At 67.9% G+C, this 21,477-nt stretch carries 17 protein-coding genes; 10 read left to right on the forward strand and 7 right to left on the reverse strand.

All coding sequences use genetic code 11. The features are described 5' to 3' along the window. Window position 1: 1 nt before the first annotated feature. The 4 genes from TBR22_RS00455 to TBR22_RS00470 form a co-directional block, all read right to left on the reverse strand. Window positions 2-577, reverse strand: a complete 576-nt coding sequence (locus TBR22_RS00455; RefSeq protein WP_239490979.1) for a hypothetical protein — start codon at window positions 575-577, stop codon at window positions 2-4. Window positions 578-815: 238 nt separating this feature from the next. Further along, window positions 816-1,445, reverse strand: a complete 630-nt coding sequence (locus tag TBR22_RS00460) for a response regulator transcription factor (RefSeq protein ID WP_239490980.1) — start codon at window positions 1,443-1,445, stop codon at window positions 816-818. Between the two features lie 100 nt (window positions 1,446-1,545). Then, entirely contained in the window at window positions 1,546-3,105 is a 1,560-nt protein-coding gene (locus tag TBR22_RS00465) for a sensor histidine kinase (protein WP_239490981.1), read from the reverse strand. 268 nt (window positions 3,106-3,373) lie between these two features. Next, window positions 3,374-6,439 carry a carboxypeptidase-like regulatory domain-containing protein gene (locus tag TBR22_RS00470; protein ID WP_239490982.1) on the reverse strand — a complete coding sequence of 1,022 codons (3,066 nt, stop codon included), beginning with the start codon at window positions 6,437-6,439 and terminating at the stop codon, window positions 3,374-3,376. A gap of 528 nt (window positions 6,440-6,967) precedes the next feature. Here TBR22_RS00470 and TBR22_RS00475 point away from each other — a divergent pair. From TBR22_RS00475 to TBR22_RS00500, 6 genes are all read left to right on the forward strand, one after another. Then, entirely contained in the window at window positions 6,968-8,485 is a 1,518-nt protein-coding gene (locus tag TBR22_RS00475) for a sigma-54-dependent Fis family transcriptional regulator (RefSeq protein ID WP_239490983.1), read from the forward strand. A 155-nt stretch (window positions 8,486-8,640) separates the two neighbouring features. Further along, window positions 8,641-10,227, forward strand: a complete 1,587-nt coding sequence (locus tag TBR22_RS00480; RefSeq protein WP_239493530.1) for a DUF3011 domain-containing protein — start codon at window positions 8,641-8,643, stop codon at window positions 10,225-10,227. An 11-nt stretch (window positions 10,228-10,238) separates the two neighbouring features. Continuing rightward, window positions 10,239-11,354 carry an amidohydrolase family protein gene (locus TBR22_RS00485; RefSeq protein ID WP_239490984.1) on the forward strand — a complete coding sequence of 372 codons (1,116 nt, stop codon included), beginning with the start codon at window positions 10,239-10,241 and terminating at the stop codon, window positions 11,352-11,354. Between the two features lie 29 nt (window positions 11,355-11,383). Next, window positions 11,384-12,676, forward strand: a complete 1,293-nt coding sequence (locus tag TBR22_RS00490) for a DcaP family trimeric outer membrane transporter (protein WP_239490985.1) — start codon at window positions 11,384-11,386, stop codon at window positions 12,674-12,676. Beyond that, window positions 12,676-13,722, forward strand: coding sequence for a glutaminase A (gene glsA, locus TBR22_RS00495; protein ID WP_239490986.1), 1,047 nt, complete (start codon window positions 12,676-12,678; stop codon window positions 13,720-13,722). Before TBR22_RS00490 ends, glsA begins: the two co-directional genes overlap by 1 nt. 42 nt (window positions 13,723-13,764) lie before the next feature. After that, window positions 13,765-14,796, forward strand: a complete 1,032-nt coding sequence (locus tag TBR22_RS00500; protein WP_239490987.1) for a DUF481 domain-containing protein — start codon at window positions 13,765-13,767, stop codon at window positions 14,794-14,796. A 91-nt stretch (window positions 14,797-14,887) separates the two neighbouring features. On the opposite strand, the gene TBR22_RS00505 is transcribed toward TBR22_RS00500, so the two are convergent. Continuing rightward, complete coding sequence (locus tag TBR22_RS00505; RefSeq protein ID WP_239490988.1) at window positions 14,888-15,445, reverse strand: dihydrofolate reductase family protein; 558 nt, start codon at window positions 15,443-15,445, stop codon at window positions 14,888-14,890. A gap of 9 nt (window positions 15,446-15,454) precedes the next feature. After that, window positions 15,455-16,408, reverse strand: a complete 954-nt coding sequence (locus tag TBR22_RS00510) for an alpha/beta hydrolase (protein ID WP_370651377.1) — start codon at window positions 16,406-16,408, stop codon at window positions 15,455-15,457. A gap of 100 nt (window positions 16,409-16,508) precedes the next feature. Between TBR22_RS00510 and TBR22_RS00515 the strand changes: the two genes are divergently transcribed. Both TBR22_RS00515 and TBR22_RS00520 read left to right on the forward strand, forming a co-directional pair. Next, a complete protein-coding gene (locus TBR22_RS00515; RefSeq protein WP_239490990.1) occupies window positions 16,509-17,789 on the forward strand; it encodes an MFS transporter in 1,281 nt (426 codons plus the stop codon). Between the two features lie 75 nt (window positions 17,790-17,864). Then, window positions 17,865-18,350: a DinB family protein gene (locus TBR22_RS00520; RefSeq protein WP_239490991.1), complete on the forward strand. Its 486-nt coding sequence runs from the start codon at window positions 17,865-17,867 to the stop codon at window positions 18,348-18,350. 39 nt (window positions 18,351-18,389) lie between these two features. Here the strand turns inward: TBR22_RS00520 and mutM are convergent, their stop codons facing one another. Next, the gene (gene mutM / locus TBR22_RS00525) at window positions 18,390-19,211 is read right to left on the reverse strand and encodes a bifunctional DNA-formamidopyrimidine glycosylase/DNA-(apurinic or apyrimidinic site) lyase (RefSeq protein WP_239490992.1); all 822 of its coding nucleotides are present in this window, start codon (window positions 19,209-19,211) and stop codon (window positions 18,390-18,392) included. Between the two features lie 32 nt (window positions 19,212-19,243). Between mutM and TBR22_RS00530 the strand changes: the two genes are divergently transcribed. Then, the gene (locus TBR22_RS00530) at window positions 19,244-19,633 is read left to right on the forward strand and encodes a hypothetical protein (protein ID WP_239490993.1); all 390 of its coding nucleotides are present in this window, start codon (window positions 19,244-19,246) and stop codon (window positions 19,631-19,633) included. 57 nt (window positions 19,634-19,690) lie between these two features. Next, the gene (locus TBR22_RS00535; RefSeq protein ID WP_239490994.1) at window positions 19,691-21,442 is read left to right on the forward strand and encodes a hypothetical protein; all 1,752 of its coding nucleotides are present in this window, start codon (window positions 19,691-19,693) and stop codon (window positions 21,440-21,442) included. Window positions 21,443-21,477 lie beyond the last annotated feature (35 nt).

A 21,477-nucleotide genomic window follows, 5' to 3' on the forward strand; every position in this document is an offset into this window, starting at 1 on the left:
GCTACCGAGCCTTCTTGACACCGCTGAGCGTCATCGACTCGGCGCCGTAGTCCTCCACGACCAACGCCCCATTGGCGTGGCGCAGCTTGGCCGCCGGCGACAGCGTCCCGGTCCCCTGACCCGAGGCCGGGATCTCGAGGTCCGCCACCGCGAAGTCGTATCCCTCCCTGGGCTTGGCTCCGGGTAGTCCCGCCCCCAGGTGGAGGATGGGCCGATCGGTGACGATCGTCAGCAGTCGCCCCTTGTCGGTCGTCCGCTCGAGGGTCACTCGTGCGGGCGTGGCCTCGCCCTTGCCGATGCGAATCGAGCCGGTCGGCGGCACCCCGACGAGCGCCTTGCGCAGCGCCGCCGCGCCGCCCTTGGCGAAGGCCGACACCAGAGTCGCCACCTCGGATTCCGGCATCTTCCGGTCGATGACAATCGTCACCGGAGCAGAGGCGGCAGCCCCGGCGGCCGTCTTCACGGTCGCCGTCGCCGTGAAGGTCTCGCCGCCTTGCGCCTGCAGTCGCGCAGGCGTGCCCGTGAATGTCGTGAGAGCAACTGCCAGCGCCGCTCCCGCATAGCTCAGCCTTGTCATCTGGTGCCTCCTGATGGTCACGCTCCACGCCTCAAGCACCGTCCGTACCGCCGCGGTCGACGGGCGTGCGACGCCGTTCAGGGTGCGATCCGCGCCCAGTTCGTGCAGGAGGGGGCTTGCCGGCACCGGTTCGCGACTACGGTGGGCCGGAGGAGGTACGGAATGCCGGAGGCGGCGTCTGGCCCTCAGGGCAGCGGCGCCGATGGCGCGCGCGACGACCTAGCAGCCTCGCCGTCGATCAGACGATGCGGTGCCTGACCGCGTACTGGATCAGTTCGGCCGTCGACTTGACGTTGAGCTGCTCCATCATCCGGTACTTGTGGAACGCAATGGTGCTCGGCGTGAGGTCGAGCAGGCCGGCGACCTCCTTCATGGAGCGCCCCTCGGCCAGCAATTGCAGGATCTCGCGCTGCCGCTCGGTCAGTGGCGTCGCGTCGTGCTGCCCGCCAGAGTGCAGCAGTGTGCCGAGGAGGTTCTCGGTGATCAGCGGCGTGATGTAGGAGCGTCCGTTGAGCACTTCCTTCAGGGCTGCCAACAGTTCTGACCCCGCCGAGCGCTTGGACAGGTACGCCGACGCACCCGCCCGGAACGCTTCCGCGGCGATGTCGGGCTCTTCGTTCATCGAGACGAACACGATCTTTGCGTCGGGAGCGCGGTGCCTGATCTGACGTGCCGCGTCGAGCCCGTTCAGGAGCGGCATCGTCACGTCCAGCACGACGACGTCGGGCCTGAGCTGGGTGAACGCAACGACGAGGGCGCGCCCGTCCGAGACCTTGCCGACGACCTCGCAGTCCTTCGCGAGCATCTGCTCCAGGGCATCCAGAATCAGCGTGTGGTCGTCTGCGAGGAGGACTCGTGGTCTCGACATCGTCGTGTGGCCGGGGTGATCGCCGGCAGTGTCGCACGGTGCTCGCCGGCCAGCGGCGGCACCGACGAGAAGAGCCGGATTGCGGTGGACAAGTGATGTGTCAACCGGCCGCAGCCTCAGGGTCTGCGGGTCGGACCGGCGCGAGCACGCGAAGGGTGGTGCCGGCACCGCGCCGCGAGTGCAACTCCAGGTGCCCGCCGACGGCGTCGAGACGCTCGCGCATGCTCATCAGCCCGAGACCACTGCTCTGCACACTGTGCGGATCGAACCCGATTCCGTCGTCCTGCACCTCCAGGGTCATCTCGCCCTGGTGGGCTGCCAGGTGAATCCGTGCCTCGTGGGCTTGTCCATGCCGGGCGGCGTTCTGCAACGCTTCCTGCACGATTCGATAGAGGCACAGCGCCAACTCCGGCGCCAGTCGCAGCGGCATGTGCTCGGCGTGAACCGTGACCTTCAAGCCGGACATGGACATCTCGCGGGCGAGCGCGTGCAGCGACGGGACCAGGCCGAGCAGGCGGAGTTTCGCAGGATGCAGGCGATGCGACAGGTCGCGCACGCTTCTGGTGATCCCCTGCAGCCGCACGAGCGCATGTTCGTTGGCCGCGCCGAGTCCCGCGTCCGCCACGCCACCCGCGAACTCGAGGTCATTCCACAACAGGGCGAGCTGCTGGCTGATGTCGTCGTGCAACTCACGGGCGATCCGCGCCCGTTCCTCCTCATGCGCGGTCAGCAGGCGCCCGGCCAGGTCGCGAATGCGGTCATAGCTCTGCTTTAGCGCGGTCTGGCTCTCGGTCGCGTGCTGCTCGGCGCGCCAGCGGCGGCGCAGCTGCACCATCAGCGCCCCGATCAGAGTCGTCTGCAGTAGCATGAGCACGATCGAGACGACGATGTACGGCTTGTACCGATCCCAGGCGGACGGCGTCTCGAACTTCACGACGGTGCCCACCGGCAGGCGGCCCTGGTCGATGTGCCATCGCCGGAGCTGCCGCCAATCCACCTGTGACACGGTCAGGTCGGCCGACACGAGCGGGATGGTGCCGGCCGGTTGGCCGCGAAGGACGCGCACCGCAAGGTCTCCGAGTATCTCGATCTGCCTGGCCTGGCTGCGCAGACCGCCGCCGACAATGCCCCGCCCCATGGCCGACTCCACCCAGGAGTACACGGGTGCGTTGGCCGCGGCCGCGAGAAGATCCAGGTAGTGGAGCGGGTGATGACTCACCCCGGTGTTGTCGCGGTTCACGAGCAGGTAATAGATGAGGGCATCGGCAGGAAGCGCCGAGACGCGTGTCCGGAGTTCATCGGGCGGAAGGCCGCTCAAATACGTGAACGTGAAGCGGTCCGTGAACGCCGCGAACTGACCGCGCGCCTCGCGCTCGAACGCGGCGTCGCGCCGGTCAGCCCCGCTGACCACGAAGACGTGCCGCCGCTCCGGCTGGAGTGCTGCCGAGAGCGTCAGCGTTCCACCGAGCGCATTCGGCGCGATCACCCCCGTCGAGTCGGGAAGTCGCTTCACGTTGCGATCGGTCGAGGCAAAGACGACCGGGACATTCGGGAACAGTTCGTCGCGATGCGAGCCGACGAACTGCAATGCCACGTCGTGCATGGTGACGATCAGGTCGAAGCGGCGATCCTGGTACTTCCGCTGCAGGAAGGCGCTCACGGCCGCCTGATAGCCCGGTTCACCGAAGCGGCCGAAGTCCAGGTACTCGCTGTAGTAGTCCACTGGGCCATCGACACCGCGTTCGAGGATGCGCGGCAGTTCGGTGTCGCCGAGGACCGCAATCTGGGCATCCCGTCGCGTGGCATAGAACACGAGGACTTGCGTCTGACCAGCCGCGGGCGCCGGCGCCAGCACCGCTGCGGCGACCACCGAGGCCACGACGACCATCCAGCGCCGGACGCGACTGCTCTCGAGACAAGTCATTCGGCTAGAAGTCCATCTCGGCCGACAGGCGCACGAAGCGTGGCGCCAGCATCGTCTGCGGCTGCAACCACGTGCCCCCCGGGACAAAAGCGGGGTTGTATGTCAAGACCGCGCTCGAGTTCAGGACGTTGTAGACCTCGAGGCCGAATGTGGTGCGAATGCCGCCGAACCTCAGCATCTTGCCGACGCGGAGGTCGAACTGGTTGATCCGGTCGCCGTAAAGCGTGCCCGGCCGGATCAGGTTGACCGTCACGTTCGCGGCATTGCCCGCGAGGTTCCTGCCCAGCGAGGGCGCCACTTCCGCGTTGGAGGCCGTGTACTGCGCGGCGAGCATCTGACCGGGCTTGCTCTGCATCGTGGCCGACACCTGCACGTCGAGCCGCGGGATGAGATACGTCACCAGCCCCCTGAACTGCGTGAGCACTCCGTATGCGACGCGGCAATACGGGCTGGTCGGCGTGACGGCTGATGCATTGAGCCCCGGGCCGAACGCGCTGGTGCCCGTGGTGGTCGTGGCAAGCTCAGGCACAGAGGCGCGCACCGCGCAGTTGTCGGACACGCTCTGCCCGGTGCTCGTGCCGCCGACGAGCTCGAACCGGTGCCACATGCGCAGGTGAAGCAGCGCGTCCACGCCATCGAACCGCTGCCGCCACTCCCCCGCGCTGGCCGCATCGATGATGCGGTTGTTCACCTGGCCAACCTTCTCGGGCACCACGTCGTACAGCCCCGAGACGACATACCCGCCGCCATCGGGAAGACGTGGGTCCGTCGGCGCCGTGACGCTGAACGGCGTCAGATCAGCCGGGGTCAGCGCCAGGTTGTCGACGGCGAAGAAGTTCTGGAACCAGCGGCGCGTGTAACTCACCGACAGCCACGACCCTCGTCCGAGCTGCTGCTGCCAGGTCGCCGACAGATTCCAGTCCGATGGCCGCACGCCCCAACCATTGACGACCTCAGGCCCGTAGCTGTTGGTCAGCACGTACTGCCCGAACCTGGCGTTCGAGAGAGCGCCACACAGGTCGCCCCCGGTGCCGCGCAGATCCTGAGACGCCGGGTTGCTCAGGTCGCAATCGGCGACGTAGTTCCCGTTGGCGTCGGTCCAGGCGCGGGTGACGCCGGCCGGGCCGAACGGCCCGGTGGTCTGCGGCAGGCGCAGCGTCGGGTTGGTGGTGGCGTAGATGCCCGATGCGCCGGCGCCCTCGAGATACTTGCCGAGGCTGACGCGCAGGACGGTGCGACCGGAGCCCGTGACGTCGTACGCCGCCGCGCCCCGGATGGTCACGTCCTTGTAGCTGTCGACGCCGCGCGTGGCAGGCACCACGATCGGCTGCGGCAGGAATCGCGACGGACCGAGCGTCTGCGACGGGAACCAGCTGCGCGCCCAATCGAACCGCACCGCACCGTGCAGGGTCAGGCGCCCGAGCCTCGACTGCTGTTGGAGGTACGCCGCGTCGGTGCCGACCCGCGCGTCGTTGACCCAGGGTGAGATCGACTGCGTGAGCTGGTTCGGCACGCCGTTGTTGACCCGGTACGTGAGGCCCTGGTCGTTGGTGAACCAGGTGCGGTCGTCGGTCATCAACCCGTGGTGGTACCCCACCTTCAGCGTGTGACTGCCGGTCGCGTACGTCAGCACTGCCTTCCACACGTAGGAACCGGCGTGCGCATCGCTGAAGTCCTGGGACCGGTACACAAGGTTGGGGATGTTGCCGTTGGCGGCACACCCGTTCGCGCACTGTTCCACGACGCGGATGAGCCCACGTGTGGGGTTCGGCACCCGCTCGAAGTTGCCGACGCCGAAGTACGTGCCGCCGTAGCCCGCCTCGAGGAGCACACGCGAGGTGACGGGCGACGACCACGTGACCTGCGTCACGTCGAGCCTCCTGCCGAGCACGCCCACGGCCTCCGGCGTGACCCGCTGCGGCTCCGACAGCCCGGCCGTCGCGCCCGTGCAGGTACGGCAGAGCGCCTGCGCGTCCCAGAACACGCTGAGCTTGTTGCGGCGAGTGATCTGCCAGGTCAGGCGAGCGCTGGCGTTCTCGAACGTGCGATCCGAGTAGGCCGCCCTGGCCGGGTCCGGGGCGTAGAGCCACTGGGAGGCATCGCCGGCGTGGCGGTTGTAGTAGATGTTGGGGCTCTCGAGCGTGCTGCCGCCGACCCGCCCGCTGGCGAAGTACCAGAGCCGGTCTCGCAGGATCGGGCCACCCACGGTGCTCGAGAAGTCATGGAGATGCGTGAAAGGGCGTGCTGTGGTCACGCCCTGCGCCCGCAAGGCTGGCGTCACGTTGTCGGACTGCAGGGCGACATTGCTGCCGCTGGCCAACAAGGACCCGCGCGTCGCGTTGCCGCCACTGTCGGCGACGACGTTCATGACCAGTCCCGATGTCTCGCTCTCGCCGAGCGTGCTGTCGATGGTGAAGGTGATCCCGCTGGCGCGGCCGACGTCCACGACGTAGCTGGCCGCCGAGTTGCCACTCGGCGGACTCCCCACCGTCAACCCGTCGAGCGTCAGGCGACCTTCGTTCGTGCGGCCCCCGTGAATGGGGAAGGTGACCGTCGACGTGTTGACGACGATGCCGTTGTCGCTGGTGACGACCCCCGGGATCAGCGGCAGGAGAGCGTTGTAGCTGCGCGCCGTCGGCAAATTGCGGATGAGCTCTCCACTCACCACGACGTCGCGTGACGCGCTCGCCGCGTCCACCATCGGCGTGGCACCGCTGACGGTGACGTCGAGCCGCACGGGCTCGACCGTCATGGCTGCATTCAGGACGACCGCGCCAGGGCCACGCAACTCGACGCCGTCCACCTGGTACATCTGCAGGCCATCCAGCGTGAAGCGCACGGAGTAGACCCCAACGCTCAACTGCTCGAGGTGATACCGGCCTGCATCGTCGGTGCGAGCGCTACGGCTTCGCTCGAGCAGGGCCGGGCTGCTCGCTTCGACGACCACTCCCGGCGCCGGGTTTCCAGCCGGATCGATGACCCGGCCGGCGAGGCTCTGTGCCCAAGCCGTCTCGGGCGTCAGGGCGCAACCGGCCAGGACGCCTGAAAGGGCCAGGCGGAACAGGCTCACAAGACTCCTCCGGTCTCTCTGCGTCCCATAGGCGACACGAGGCGTTCCTTCGGAGCTCGTCGAGCTCTTCTATTGTTCAATTGACGGAAGACTGCAAGAAATTAGCATCCACGCTGGTACATCCGCAATTCCCAAGCGCATGGCGACCCGGCTACCGTGACCCTCGACTTACAAATGTTGGCGACGTCTCGGCTGAGGTAGTTGTCTTCCCGGCAGGCCACAAGCGTGTCACCGGACGCTCTCCGGTTCAGGTGCGCATGATGTGGCTGCCTGGGCTGGCTACCGGCGACGGCTGATACGCGCCGCGCCGGCGCGCCGGCGATGCGACGACCTCACCGCGACCGGCCACCAGTCCCGGTCGGGCTTTCGTCATGCAGTCTCGATCGTCGGCACGCGGCCGCTGCGGCTCGAAGCCCTGCAGCGAAGGGAACCACCATGATTGCGCAGCCCGCATCCAGTGACAGCGCTCAGTCCTCAGGCCGTTCAGGTCCGGCACGGACGGCGAATGCGTTCGAGCGCGCGGAGGTCGTGTCCCTCGGCGCGTGGGCGATGTCGTCCATCGTCGCCGACCTCGCCGAACGCGTGTCGGTGGTCGCCCCCGAGGACCTCCGTGACGTCATCATCGACGGTCTGGGACGACTGGGCGTGGCGACGCAGATGGACCTCGTGACCCTGCGCGCCCCGGCGGCCGGGGCGTCAGGCGCCGTCCAGGTATACGAATGGCGACGGGATCGGGACATCGCGCGTGCAGACGATGCAGTCCTCGACGCCGACGCCGATCCCTGCGTCGGTGGACTCCATGTCGCGGCAGCGCTGCCCGTGGCGCTTGCCGGTGACGACCCCTCGTCGTGCGGCGTGCTCGCCCTGTCGGCGACACGCGAGTGCGCCCTGTCGCCGGTCATCACCGTCCAGCTGCGCATTGCGGCCGCCGTGTTCGGCCAGGCACTCGCGGTGCACCGCCACCATCAGGCGCGCGAGCGGCAACTGGCCGACTCACGGCCTCATCCGGCTCCTCGTGTCGGGGTCGCCGAGGTCGGGGCGAAGGCGCCAACCGTGATCAGCCGCAGCGAGCTCGACGACAAATGCCGTCGCGAGTTCATGCAGGACCACGTCGGCAGGTCGCCCATCCTGGGAAGGAGCCGCACACTCCAGCGCGTGCTCGAACAGGTACGGCAGGTGGCACCGACCGACTCGACGGTCCTGTTGCTCGGCGAGACCGGCACGGGCAAGGAACTGCTCGCGACGCATATCCACGAGTCGAGCGCCCGGCGCGTCAGGTCGATGGTGCGTGTCAACTGTGCCGCCATCCCGAGCACGCTCATCGAGAGCGAGTTGTTCGGCCGGGAGAAGGGCGCCTTCACCGGCGCGCTCACCCGTCAGATTGGCCGCTTCGAGACTGCCGACCGCTCCAGCCTGTTCCTCGACGAGATCGGCGATCTGTCCGCCGACGTGCAGGTCAAGTTGTTGCGCGTGCTGGAAGAGCGGTGCGTCGAGCGTCTGGGGAGCCCCAGGTCGGTGCAGGTGGACGTACGGATCATCGCCGCCACCCACCGCGACCTCGAGAAGCGCATCGCCGAGGGTGCATTCCGCGAGGACCTGTTCTATCGCCTGAACGTCTTCCCGATTCGCGTTCCCGCCCTCCGCGAGCGAGCCGAGGACATCCCGCTGCTGGTGTGGCGCTTCGTGAGCGAGTTCTCGCGCATCTTCGGCAAGCGTATCGAGACGATCGCTCGTGAGAGCATGGCGGCGCTCGAGCACCATCACTGGCCCGGCAACATCCGCGAACTCAGGAACGTGGTGGAGCGGGCGATGATCGTGGCCCCGGGGCCGTGCCTGACGATCACGCTGCCGGCGACGCCGTCGTCGGCTCTCCCGGGGCGGGTGAGGCTCGAGGAAGTCGAACGCGAGCACATCCGCACGGTGTTGGAGAGCGTACGCTGGCGCATTCGCGGATCAGCCGGCGCCGCCGACCAGCTCGGTCTGCGGCCGACGACGCTCGAGACACGCATGGCCAAGCTCGGACTGACCCGGCCCAGGGTCGGGTGAGTACGCCACGCGTTTCCGGAGGCACTCCGGAATATCGGAGTCGTCACGGAACCATCGAGTCCACCGGACGGCCTCCCCGGTGCGGAAATCGTCAGCAATCGCGACGATTGAGACGTCACGACGGTCGTGGCATCTCGCGTGCTCTCCGAATGGGCATGCGCTGCGTGCGACGCACAAGGGCAGGATGGAGCTCAGGTCACCGACGGCCCGACTCGTTCGGCACGGTCGTCTTCGTCATCACCCTGCTCCTTGCGACGGGCGTCGCGCGCGGTCAGCCACCGGCGACTGCAGCGGACCCCGTCGCGCCTGAGGCCGCGACACCACAATCGCCGCCGACGGTCTCCTGCATCTCGGCGCCCGGCCAGCGGAGCACCTGTGCCGCCGACACCTCGGCGGGGGTGGTGCTCCTGCGCTCGAACGGTGACGCGCCCTGCCTGCTCGGCAAGACGTGGGGGTACGACCAGGCGAGTGTGTGGGTCTCGGACGGGTGTGCGGGGGAGTTCGCCACCGGGCCCGCCACTCCCAAGGAAGAGGCCGCGCCCCCGAAGGCGCCGCGCCACGTTCCCAACGTCGGGTTCCTGCTGTTCGACGGCGACAAGGCGCAGATCTACATGCGCTTGTTCAGTTACGGTCGGTATCTGAACCAGCGCAATCTGGACGAGACCTACGTCGATGCGTTCGGCAACACGAAGACCATCGAACGACGGCAGGACATCCAGCTGCAGAAGTTCTTCCTGCCGTTCTCCGGATGGTTCCTGACGCCGAAGTTCCGCTACTACCTGTACGTCTGGTCGGCCAACACCTCGCAGGGGGACCCGGCGCAGGTGGTGGGCGCGGGCAACATCTCCTGGAACTTCAACCGGTGGGTCAACGTCGGCGTCGGCATCACGTCACTGCCGTCGGTCCGCAGCACCGAGGGCCAGTTTCCCTACTGGCTGGGGGTCGACGATCGACTCATCGCCGACGAGTTCTTCAGGGGCTCGTACACGTCGGGCGTGTGGGCCAAGGGCGAGCTTCACAGCACGCTGAAGTACATGGCGATGTTTGCCAACAACCTGAGCACGCTGGGCGTCAGCGCGGCGCAACTCGACAACCGGCTCGACACCCAGTCGTACTCGCTCACCTGGATGCCCACCACCGGCGAGTTCGGCCCGTGGGCGGGCTTCGGCGATTTCGAGGGCCATCAGAAACTCGCCACGCGTGTGGGCCTGCATTACACCCACAGCCTCGAGGACAGGCAGAGTCAGCCAGGATCGGAGGCCATCGAGAACACCCAGATCCGTCTCACCGACGGCAGTGTGATCTTCACCCCCAATCTGTTCGGGCAGGGCATCACCGTCAACGAGGTGGACTACCGGATGACCAGCGTCGACGCCGGCGTCAAGTACCGCGGGCTGTCGCTCGAAGGCGAGTACTACTGGCGATGGCTCGGTGACTACAAGGGCGTCAACGCCAGCCGGGTCCCCGACATCAGCGACCACGGCTACCAGCTGCAGTCCTCGGCGATGGCCATCCCGAAGACCGTGCAGGTGTACTTCAGCGGCTCGCAGATCTTCGGCCAGCACGGCGATCCCTGGGAGGTGCGTGGCGGCGCCAACTGGTTCGTGATGCGGCAGCGCGGCCTCCGCCTCAACGGCGAGTGGATGTACGTCAAGGGCTCGCCCGTCGGCTACACCGCCTACCCCTACCCGGTGGGCGCACGGGGCACCGTCTTTCACGTGAACTTCGAGATGAACTTCTGACGCAGGCCAGCATGACTCGCACCTTGATCTCTCGCGTCTGGCTTCCCCTTGCGGCCGTCGTGGCCGTGGTGGGCGGCGCCACGGCTGGCACGGCGCCGGCGTTCGCGCAGGGCGCCGACCGCTTCAACGACTCCCACTTCCACCTCACCAACTACGTCCAGGAGGGCATCGGACTGCGGCAGTTCCTCGCGATCATGGGCGAGCGCGTCGGCCGTTCGACGCTGTTCGGGATCCCGCTGCAGCAGCAGTGGTCGTGGCCCAACTCCGGCGAGTTCGCGCCGACCTACTACCTGCACACCGACGCACCGCTCTACTACTACTCGTTCACCGACGCCTACATCGCCACGGCGTACCTGGCGCTGCCCGAGGCCGATCGGCGCCGCTTCGATCCCATGATCACCGGCTTCAACCCCGCCGACATGTACGCGGTGGACCACATCAAGCGCGTGCTGCGGACGTTCCCCGGCGTGTTCAGCGGCATCGGCGAGTTCAGCATCCACAAGGAGTTCGTCTCGTCCAAGATCGCCGGTGAGACGGCCAGCCTGATCAACCCGGCGCTCGACCGCATCCTGGAGTTCGCCGCCGAGTCGGGGCTCGTGGTCATCGTGCACAACGACATCGACATGCCGTTCGGCAAGGTCGACACCGATCCGGTCTACCTCACGCAGGCCAGGGCGCTGCTCAAGCGTCACCCGAAGGCGACGATCATCTGGGCCCACACCGGCCTCGGCCGCATCGTCCGCCCGGTACAGGTCACCGCCGACGCCGCCGAGCGCCACCCGAACCATCTGCAGATCCTCGAGAGCATGCTGACCGACCCGGCGCTCGCGCACGTGTCGTTCGACATCTCGTGGGACGAGGTCGCCAAGTACGCGGTCAGTTCGCCCGAGGTCGTCGCGCGCGTCGCCGACCTCTTCAACCGGTATCCGGATCGTTTCCTGTTCGGGACCGACACGGTGGCCCCATCGGGCCCACAGCCGTACTACGCGGTCTTCGATCTCTGGGAGCCGGTGTGGAAGGCGCTGGCGCCGGACGCCAGCCGCAGGATCCGGCAGGGCAATTACGAGCGGATCTTCGATGAAGGCCGCCGGCGGGTCCGCGCGTGGGAACAGACCGCCGTCAAGTGAACCCGCGCATCGAAAGGGAGAAAGGCATCATGGCCATCACACGGAGTAACCGCCCGGCGGCGATCGGGATCATCGTCGCCGCGCTGTCGGTCGCTGCCTCCAGCACCGCCCTGGCGCAGGACCAGACGCCGGGCGGCGACACGGCGGCAGGCAGCGCCGTCAGCACCACGGCGACGCAACCGCAGCCGGCCGCCAAGCCGAGCATGGAGATCTACGGCTTCGCGATGCTCGACATCGGCCACAACTTCAACACCATCAACCCCAACTGGTCCGACACCATGCGGGTCACCAGGCTGCCGTCGTTCCCGGGCGAGTTCGGGCAGGACAACAACGCCTTCGCGGGTGTCCGCCAGAGCCGGCTCGGCGTGCGGACCTCGGTGCCGACAGACCTCGGTGAGCTGAAGACACAGTTCGAGTTCGAGCTGTTCGGCGTCGGTGTGGACGAGGGCCAGACCACGTTCCGCCTCAGGCATGCCTACGGCGAGCTCGGACAGTTCGGCGCCGGTCAGTACTGGAGCCCGTTCATGGACATCGACGTGTTCCCGAACTCGCTCGAGTACTGGGGACCGACGGGCATGGTGTTCTTCCGCAACGTCCAGGTCCGCTGGATGCCGTCGCTTCCCGAGGGACACAGCGCCATCCTGGGCGTCGAGCGGCCAGGGGCGAGCGGCGACGCCGGTGTGTACGCCGACCGCGTCGAGCTCCAGGGAATCAAGGCGCGGACGCCCCTGCCCGACTTCTCCGGCGCCTACAAGTACGCGCAGAAGTGGGGCTACGTCCGGGCCGCCGGCATGCTGCGCCGCATCAACTGGGACGACACGCTCGAGGACGCCGTCGACCTCTCGGGCGACGCCACCGGCTGGGGCGTGAACCTGAGCGCCAACTTCAAGCCGAGCGCCAGCGATGTCCTGCGGTTCCAGTACGTCTTCGGCGAGGGCATCCAGAACTACATGAACGACTCGCCGGTCGACATCGGCATCGTCAACAACTTCGGCAACCCGGTGCAGCCGATCCTCGGCAAGCCGATCCCGATCACCGGGCTCGTGCTCTTCCTCGATCACACCTGGAACGAGCGCTTCAGCAGCACCGTCGGCTACTCGCGCCAGGACAACGACAACCTCGAGGCCCAGTCGCCCTCGGCGTTCCGCGACGGGCAGTACGCGCTCGCCAACCTGCTGTACTACCCGGTCAAGAACGTGATGATCGGCGCCGAGCTGCAGTACGGGCGGCGCGAGAACTTCTCGGACGGCTTCAAGAGCGACGGCGTCAAGATCCAGTTCTCGTTCAAGTACAACTTCTCCCACACCATCGGAGGTCAGTGATGACACGCATCAGGACGTGGTTCTCGCTCGGCGCGTGCGCGCTCGGCTTCGTGGCGCTGGCCGGCTCGCCGGCGATCCACGCGCAGGCTCCTGCCGACGTGCAGAAGGCCGTCGACGCGGCCTACGCCAAGTACCGCACGCTCAAGGAAGGCAAGAACGCCGACTACATCCCGGCGCTGGCCAAGGTCGACCCCGGCCTGTTCGGGATCGCCGTCGTGACGACCGACGGCAAGGTGTACACGGCCGGCGACGTGAAGACCGAGGTCTCGATCCAGTCGATCTCGAAGGTGTTCACGATGGCCCAGGTCATCCAGGAGCAGGGTGTGGACTCTATCGCCAAGCGGATCGGCGTCGATGCCACCGGGGCGCGGTTCAACTCGATCATCGCCGTGGAAGGGGTCCGTACGGTGATCGGGTCCGGCGCGCCCGAGATGAACCCGCTGGTGAATCCGGGCGCGATCTCGGCCACCAGCATGGTCAAGGGCGGCAGCTCCGACGAGGTGTGGAAGAAGATCATCGGGTTCCACAACGCCTCGGCCGGTCGGGAGCTGAAGGTCCTGGAGGACGTCTACAAGTCCGAGTCGGACACCAACCAGCGGAACCAGGCGATCGGCGCGCTGATGCTTGCGTACGGCTACATCAAGGAGAACTGGCAGCAGGCCGTCGACCTGTACACCCGCCAGTGTTCGATCGGCGTGAACGCCCAGGATCTGGCCACGATGGCCGCCACCCTGGCGTCCGGCGGCACCAATCCCGTCACCAAGACGAAGGTCATGGATGCCGACAAGGTGCCGGGCGTGCTCGCGGTGATGGCGACGGCGGGCCTGTACGACGACTCCGGCAAGTGGCTCTACGCCACCGGCCTCCCGGCCAAGAGCGGCGTGGGCGGCGGCATCATCGCCGTCTCCCCCGGCAAGTTCGGCATCGCGGTCATCTCGCCACCACTCGACGACGCGGGCAACAGCGTGCGGGCGCAGCGCGCCATTGCCGACATCTCCAACGCGCTCGGCGGCAACCCGTACGCGACCAGGAAGGCAAGCAACTAGGCGCGACGACGCCTGCAGGAGCGTCCGGCCCTCTCGCCAGCCATGCGTCCCGCACAGGTGCTGATCGCGGCCGCCTTCGCGCTGGCCGTCGCGGTCAGCGTGTCGGGCCAGCCCAAGACCGATGTCGTCACGCTGGCCAATGGCGATCGGCTGACGGGGGAGGTCAAGCTGCTCGATCGTGGACGGCTCGAGTTCAGCACCGACGATGCCGGGACGCTGTATCTCGAGTGGGACAAGCTGACGAGCGTGGTCGCGGGAATGCGGGTGGTCGAGGTGGTGACCGAGGACGGGCGCCGGTACCTGGGCAGGCTGGTGCCGGCAGTCCCGCGATCCCTGGCTGTCGGCGGCAGCGAGGGGGTCGTCGTGCTGAGCATGACGGAGGTCACCATCATCCGACCGATCGGCGCCAGCTTCTGGGCCAAGCTCGATGGGTCGTTCGATGCCGGCTTCAACTACACGCAGTCCAGCGGCATCGCGCAGCTCAACGTCAACTCGGACACGCTGTACAGGAAGTTCGGCTCGCAGGTCCGCCTGACCGCGTCCCTCACGGCGACCGCCACCGACGACGATGACGGACGCGACGACCGCGCGCTCCTGGAGCTGTCGTACCTGCGCTACCCGTGGCGCGAGTGGTTCGTGGCAGGCGCCGGCCGCATCGAGAGCAACGAGAGTCTCGGCGTGCAACTGCGCTCGCAGATCGGCGTCATGACCGGGCCCAGGCTGATCAACAGCAATCGTGGGCACCTCTCGATCGGCGCGGGAGTCGTGCTCAACGACGAGGTCGGCGTCGACGTCGAGCGCGTGCAGAACGTGGAGGGCGTGTTCGTCTTCGACGCCGAGTTCTTCACCTACGACCGCCCCAGGACGACCCTGGATGTGAACGTCCAGTACTACCCGAGCCTCAGCAACGCCGGGCGACACCGGCTGTCGCTGAACGCCGGCGCCAAGCGCGAACTGTTCAAGGACCTGTTCGTGGCCGTCAATGTCTACAACAGTTACGACAATCGACCTCCGAATCCGGCCGCCGAACGCAATGACATCGGCGTGGTCCTGTCGGTGGGGTGGACGTACTAGCGGCGGGGCGCGAGCATGACCATGGCGCCCGTGCCGGCGCCCCCCTGGCATCGAAGGAACTCACACCTCGAGGCGACGACCGTCGCGTGACTCACACGAGGCGCCGGTAGTGCATCGCCACCGCGCCGTTGTGGAGCGGTTGCGCCGAGATCAGCGCGAGCCGTCGGGTGGCCGGCAGCCCTGTCTCGTACAGGGTGGGACCGTGGCCCGCAATCCTCGGATGGACGAGGAGCCGGTATTCGTCGATGAGGTCCAACCGATCGAGCGCGGTGGCGAGTCGGCCGCTGCCGAGCAGCACGCCGCCGGGCGTCGCGTCCTTGAGCGCCTGCACGGCCGTGCCTAGATCGCCGGCGACGTGGTGGCTGTTCGTCCAGGGAAATGCGTGGCGAGTCGACGACACCACGTACTTTGGCTTGGCCTCCAGCTTGACCGCCCACTCGCGCGTGGCCGGTGGCGCGTCCACGTCGCCGCGCGCGACGGCGGGCCAGTAGGCCTCCATCATCTCGTAGGTGACGCGGCCCCACAGCATCGCCTCGCTCTCGTCCATGAGCCGCGTGTAGAACGCGTGCGTCTCATCGTCGGCAATCCCCTCCTGGTGATCGACGCAGCCATCGAGGGTGACGTTCATGCTGAAGGTGAGCAGGCCCATGGTCGCCTTCTACTTACCTGTCTTGCTTGCCAGGAAGCCGTTCACGTCGAGCCAGTGGATGAAGGCGTCGAACCAGCGGTTGCTCGTGCGGTTCGGGTTGCCGAGACCGAAGCCGTGGCCGCCGTTCTGATAGAGGTGGAACTCGACCGGCCGCCCCGCGTCGAACCACGACTTCACGACGCCGAACTGGCCACGGAACAGGAAGTCGTCGGTGGCGATGGCCGTGAACATCGGCGGCGCGTCCTTCGGCACGTCCACCGGCCCCATGCCGCCATAGATGGGACCGATGAACGCCAGCTTCATCGTCTTCGAGTTGAGCGTGCTGTGCATCGTGAGGCCCGCGCCCGCCGAGAAGCCGATCATGCCGATACGGCTGGTGTCGACGCCCCATTCCTTCGCCCGCGCGACGATCAACGCATACGCGGCCTCCGCATCCTGGAGTTGATTGGAGAGGTCCCAGCGCGGCGGCGCCGGCCGGGGAGCGCCCTCGCCGGCCCCAGCAGGTGGCGTTGCCGCGGCGAAGGTGCGCTCCATCGACGCCTTGAAGCCATCGAGCGACTCGGGCGTCGGCTGCAGTCGATACTTGAGCACGAAGGCGGCGATGCCCTTCGCATTGAGCGCCTCGGCCACCTCCCAGCCCTCGTTGCCCATCGAGAGCCACCGGAACCCGCCGCCAGGCGCCACGATCACCGCGGCGCCGTTTGCCGTCCCCGGCTTGGGCAGGAACGGCGTGAGGGTCGCCTTCGAGACGTTGCGCGCCATCGGGTCGCCCCACTGACGGAACCAGCTCTCCTGCGCGGTCTGTCCCTCGACGCCGCCGGTGCCGAGCGGAATCGCGTTGGGCTCGGGAGGAGCCGCGAGCGGGTAGATCGTGCCGTCCTGGGCGCTGGCAGGCGAGCCGAGCGCGAGCAGGCCGGCGAGCGCGGCCGCGCCGGCCACATTCGAAAGCGACGCCATGGTCATGAGGTCCTCCAGGGATTCAGGTGCAGTCTACCCAAGTCGCACGGCACGCCCGAGAATTGCCTGAACCGGGCGTTCACGGCGTTCGCATATAGTGCGCTGCGTGCCAGCTCCCACACGCGTGCGGTACAAGGTCGTGGCGCTCGCCACGTGCCTGGCGGTGATCACGCACCTCGACCGCGCGTGCATCGCCACCTTGGCGCCGGGCATCATGCGCGACCTGGGCCTGACTACCGTGCAGATGGGGTACGTGTTCACGTCCTTCCAGCTGGCGTACGCGCTGTTCGAGATCCCCACGGCACGCTGGGCCGACCGCAAGGGCACCCGGCTGGTGCTCGCGCGCATCGTCGTGTGGTGGTCGCTCCTCACCGCCGCGACCGGCGCGGCCACGAGCTACGTCGGCCTGCTGACGACGCGATTCTTCTTCGGGGTCGGCGAGGCCGGCGCGTGGGGCTGCGTGGCGCGCACCTTCTCGCGGTGGATTCCGAGGCGCGAGCGCGGCACGGTGCAGGGCATCTTCTTCGCGGGCGCCCACATGGTCGGCGGGCTCACCCCGGCGCTCGTGCTGTGGCTGCTGCAGTTCCTGTCGTGGCGACAGATCTTCGTGGCCTTCGGCATGCTGGGTTTCGTGTGGACGGCGGTCTGGCTGGCCTGGTTCCGCAACGATCCCGCGGAGCACCCCGGCGTCAACGCAGCGGAGCTGCAGGCCATCGTCGCCGACCGCTCGGCCGAGGCGGATCACCCGTCGGGCCTGAAGTACTGGCGGGCGCTCGCCCGAAGTCGGAACATGATCGCGCTCAGCATCATGTACATCCCGAACTGCATGATCTTCTACTTCTGCATCACGTGGCTGCCGACGTACCTGAGGCAACGCCACGGGTTCGAGGCGGCGAGCCTCGGCCTCTTCGCGGGTCTCCCGCTGATCGTCAGCATGCCCGGCGACCTGCTGGGCGGCGTGGTCACCGACCGCCTCGCGTCGCGCTTCGGGCTGCGCGCCGGTCGCTGCGGCCTCGGCGCCGTGTCGTACCTGGTCGCCGGCGCGGCGCTGGTGTTGGCAGCGCGGTCATCGTCGCCCGTCGCGGCGGCGGTCCTGATCGCCGTTGCCACCGGCATGACGATGTTCACGCTGGGTGCGGCGTGGGCGACGGTGATCGAGGTCGGCCGCAACCAGGTGGGCGTTGTCGGCGCGACGATGAACTCGGTCGGCAACCTGGCGGCGATGCTCAATCCGTTGATCGTCGCGTACTCGGTGCAATGGTTCGGCAACTGGAACGTGCCGCTGTACCTGATGGGCCTCCTGTTCCTGCTCGGCGCGGCGTGCTGGCTCGTGGTCGATCCCGAACGCGCGGTGTTCGACGAGACTGCGCTCGCTCATCCGTCGTGACGCCGTCATGCACCCCTTGACATGGGGGCGAAGACAAGGCGAATATCCGTCCTCACTCGATTCCGTGGAGGACGCATGGCCAGCACGAACACACCCCACCCGACCTCGTTCATCTCGACGGATGCACTGCTCGAGCATTGGCAGGGGCACCGCCGACTGACGCGGCGAGTCATCGAGCTGTTCCCGGACGACCAGCTGTTCACGTTCTCGATCGGCGGGATGAGGACGTTCGGGGAACTCGCCAACGAACTGCTCGGCATGGCCGGACCGATGGCCCACGGGTTGGCGACGCTCGAGTGGGGCGGGTACGCGCCCCCGAAGGCGACGTCGAAGGCCGAGATCCTCCGGCTGTGGGACGAGAGCACGACGAAGATCAGCGAGTTCTGGGCGCAGATCCCCGGTGAGCGGTTCCAGGAGACGCTGACCTCGTTCGGCCAGTACACCGGCCCGGGCTACTGGCAGGTGCTCTACATCGTGGACAACGAGATTCACCACCGCGGGCAGGGCTATGTCTACCTGCGCGCGCTGGGCATCGAACCGCCTCCCTTCTGGGAGCGGTGACGCGGGCCCGCACACGGCACGCCGAGCCCGGCGAGTCGCTCACCGCTGACAGGTGGGGCAGTAGAACGTCGACCGGCCGGCCTGCACGATCCGCCGGATGGTGCCGTCGCAGCCCGCTTTCGGGCAGGGCTCGCCGGCACGGTCGTACACCCGGAAGCGCGCGTCGCGGTACGTGGGCTGCAGTTGGCGGGCCACCGCCGTCGTCAGCACCGCCTTGATGGCTGCGACGAGTGCGCGTGCGGTGGGCCGGGGCGCGCCGCGCGGCGTCGCGATCGTGGAGGCGCGGCGACGCGGCGACAGGCCGGCGCGATGCAGTGCCTCGACGACGTAGATGTTGCCGAGGCCGGCCACCACGCGTTGATCGAGCAGGGCTGCCTTGAGTGGCGCCTTGCGGCCGGCACAGGCGCGGGCCAGCGCCTCCGTATCGAAGTCGTCCGACAACGGCTCGGGTCCCAGTGTGCGCAGTGCGTCCGGCCCGTCGTCGCCGCGCGCCAGCAGGTCCATCGACCCGAAGCGGCGCGGATCGGTGAACGTGACGATGGCGCCCGAGGACATCTCGAACACGACGTGATCATGCAGGCCGGGTGGCACCCTGTCGTCCTCGCCGGGACGCTCGACCCTGAAGTCGCCGGACATCCCGAGGTGCATCACCAGCACCTCGCCGGTCGACAGGGGCAGCCGCAGGTACTTGGCGCGGCGCTCGACGTCGAGCACCGTGGCGTCGGTCAGCCTGGCCGTGAAGTCGGGCGGGAACGCGCGCCGGAGATTGGCGCGACGCAGCAACACGCGCTCGAACCGCGCGTCCTTCATGGCCGGCGTCAGCAACCGACGCGCCGCCTCGACCTCAGGCAGTTCGGGCACGAATCGACGCTACCACACCGTACAGTAGGGGTATGGCGAGGATACGTTCGTGGCAGGCGCGGCTGTTGTGGATCGACTGCACCGCCGGCGCACTCGTCGGTGTTTTCCTGCTGCTGCTCAGCCCGTGGCTCGCCCGCCTGTACGGGCTCCCGCTCGGTCTGCTTCGGGTCAACGCCGCCGCCAACCTGCTCTACGCTTCGTACTCGTTCTCGCTTGCGCGTCGAGCCGGGCGGCCGATGCGGCTGCTCGTCCTGCTGGTCTGCGCGAATGCCGCGTGGAGCGTCGTCTGCCTGGCGCTGGTCGTCCGTTACTGGCACGACGCCAGCGGCCTCGGCGTTGCGACACTCGTCGGCGAGTCGCTGTTCGTCGGTGGCCTGGCGGCGCTCGAATGGCGGCATCGACACACGCTGGCCCGCGGCTGACCGTCGGCCCGTGACGCTGGGCGACGGCCCGCCGACGTGTGACACTAGCCGTCACCCATGACGACTCGCGTGCACCACCTTGTGGCCGCGGTGTGCCTGATCGTGATCGCCGGCAGCCTGGTGTCGGGCCAGGCGAGTCGACCGGAGCCGGTCACCATCCACGTCGACACGACCAACCGACTCGGGCCGATGCACCCGTTCTGGGCCTGGTTCGGCCACGACGAGCCGAACTACACGTACACCCCGAACGGCCGGAAGCTGTTGTCGTCACTCCAGGAGCTGAGTCCGGTGCCGGTGTTCATGCGGGTCCACAACCTGCTGACCTCGGGCGACGGCACGGCCGCCCTCAAGTGGGGGTCGACCAACGTCTACAGCGAAGACGCGGCGGGCCGGGCCGTGTACGACTGGACGATCCTCGATCGGATCATCGACACCTATCGGGCCCGCGGCATCAGGCCTTTCGTGCAGCTCGGGTTCATGCCGGAGGCCTTGTCGTCGGCGCCGCCGGGGATTCCCTATCGCCACTTCTGGAAGCCGGGCGACCCCTACAACGACATCTACACGGGCTGGACCTACGCGCCGAAGGACTACGCGAAATGGGAAGCCCTCTGTCACGAAGTCACGCGCCACTTCGTCAGCCGGTACGGACGCGCCGAGGTCGAGCGCTGGTGGTTCGAGCTGTGGAACGAGCCCGACATCGGCTACTGGAGCGGATCGGTCGGCCCGTCCTCCCGGACCGACCCGCTGGCGACCGAGAAGCAGAAGGCGCGGCGTGAGGAGTTCGAGAAGCTGTACGACTTCACCGTGGAAGGCGTGCGCCGGGCGCTGCCGACGGCACGCATCGGCGGCCCCGAGGTCACCGGCGGCGCGCAGGGCATGCTCCGCAGCTTCCTGCAGCACACGTCTTCCGGCACCAACCACGCGACAGGACGCACCGGCACGCCACTCGACGTCATCACCTTCCACGCCAAGGGGAGCCCGACCTTCGTCGACAACCGCGTGCGGATGGGCGTGGCCAACCACCTGCGCAGCATCGACGCGCACTTCTCGGTCGTTCGGGAGTTCCCCATGTACGCGAAGACGCCGCTGGTGATCGGCGAGTCCGATCCGGAGGGATGCGCGGCCTGCGGTGTCACCCACTATCCGCAGAACGGCTACCGCAACGGCACGATGTTCCCGACCTACACGGCCCTGCAGATCGCGCGCACCTACGAGCTTGCCGACCTGCACGGCGTCAACCTGCTCGGGGCCGTCACGTGGGCGTTCCTGTTCGAGGACCAGCGCTGGTTCGACGGGTTCCGTGACCTGGCCACCAACGGCATCGCCAAGCCGGTCCTGAACACGTTCCGCATGCTCGGCCAGATGTCGGGCGATCGCGTCAAGGCCGTGAGCTCGGCCGGCCTCACCGTCGAGCAGATCCGCGACCAGGGCGTTCGCGGCGCGCCCGACATCTCGGCGCTCGCGGCGCGCTCGGCACGTTCGGCCACCGTCCTGATCTGGAACTACCACGACGATGACCTGCCGGCGCCTGCGGCGGCGGTCACGCTGACCCTCGAGGGCCTGCCGGCCGGGCGCGCCACCGTCTCGCACATGCGCATCGACGAGACCCACAGCAACTCGTATGCGGCCTGGCTGCAGATGGGCTCACCGCAATCTCCGACAGCCGCTCAGTTGGCGACCCTCGAGCGGGCCAGCGCGTTGCAGCCCCTGCGGCCGCCGCGCCAGGTGCGGATCGACCAGCGCGGGCGCGTCACCGAGACCTTCGACCTGCCCCGCAAGAGCGTGTCGTTCGTGAAGGTGAGCTGGTAGCGTCAGCCTCGGACCTTGCCGCGACCGCGCGCATG

The sequence above is a fragment of the Luteitalea sp. TBR-22 genome, assembly GCF_016865485.1.
In the GTDB taxonomy this organism is placed as follows: domain Bacteria; phylum Acidobacteriota; class Vicinamibacteria; order Vicinamibacterales; family Vicinamibacteraceae; genus Luteitalea.

Bases quoted from the DNA above. Each gene is read 5' to 3' on its own strand.
- TBR22_RS00535 (WP_239490994.1), top strand. From the start codon at position 19,691: ATGACGACTCGCGTGCACCACCTTGTGGCCGCGGTGTGCCTGATCGTG.
- TBR22_RS00510 (WP_370651377.1), bottom strand. From the start codon at position 16,408: ATGACCATGGCGTCGCTTTCGAATGTGGCCGGCGCGGCCGCGCTCGCC.
- TBR22_RS00500 (WP_239490987.1), top strand. From the start codon at position 13,765: ATGCGTCCCGCACAGGTGCTGATCGCGGCCGCCTTCGCGCTGGCCGTC.
- TBR22_RS00505 (WP_239490988.1), bottom strand. From the start codon at position 15,445: ATGGGCCTGCTCACCTTCAGCATGAACGTCACCCTCGATGGCTGCGTC.
- TBR22_RS00455 (WP_239490979.1), bottom strand. From the start codon at position 577: ATGACAAGGCTGAGCTATGCGGGAGCGGCGCTGGCAGTTGCTCTCACG.
- TBR22_RS00460 (WP_239490980.1), bottom strand. From the start codon at position 1,445: ATGTCGAGACCACGAGTCCTCCTCGCAGACGACCACACGCTGATTCTG.
- TBR22_RS00520 (WP_239490991.1), top strand. From the start codon at position 17,865: ATGGCCAGCACGAACACACCCCACCCGACCTCGTTCATCTCGACGGAT.
- TBR22_RS00530 (WP_239490993.1), top strand. From the start codon at position 19,244: ATGGCGAGGATACGTTCGTGGCAGGCGCGGCTGTTGTGGATCGACTGC.
- TBR22_RS00490 (WP_239490985.1), top strand. From the start codon at position 11,384: ATGGCCATCACACGGAGTAACCGCCCGGCGGCGATCGGGATCATCGTC.
- TBR22_RS00480 (WP_239493530.1), top strand. From the start codon at position 8,641: ATGCGCTGCGTGCGACGCACAAGGGCAGGATGGAGCTCAGGTCACCGA.
- glsA (WP_239490986.1), top strand. From the start codon at position 12,676: ATGACACGCATCAGGACGTGGTTCTCGCTCGGCGCGTGCGCGCTCGGC.
- TBR22_RS00485 (WP_239490984.1), top strand. From the start codon at position 10,239: ATGACTCGCACCTTGATCTCTCGCGTCTGGCTTCCCCTTGCGGCCGTC.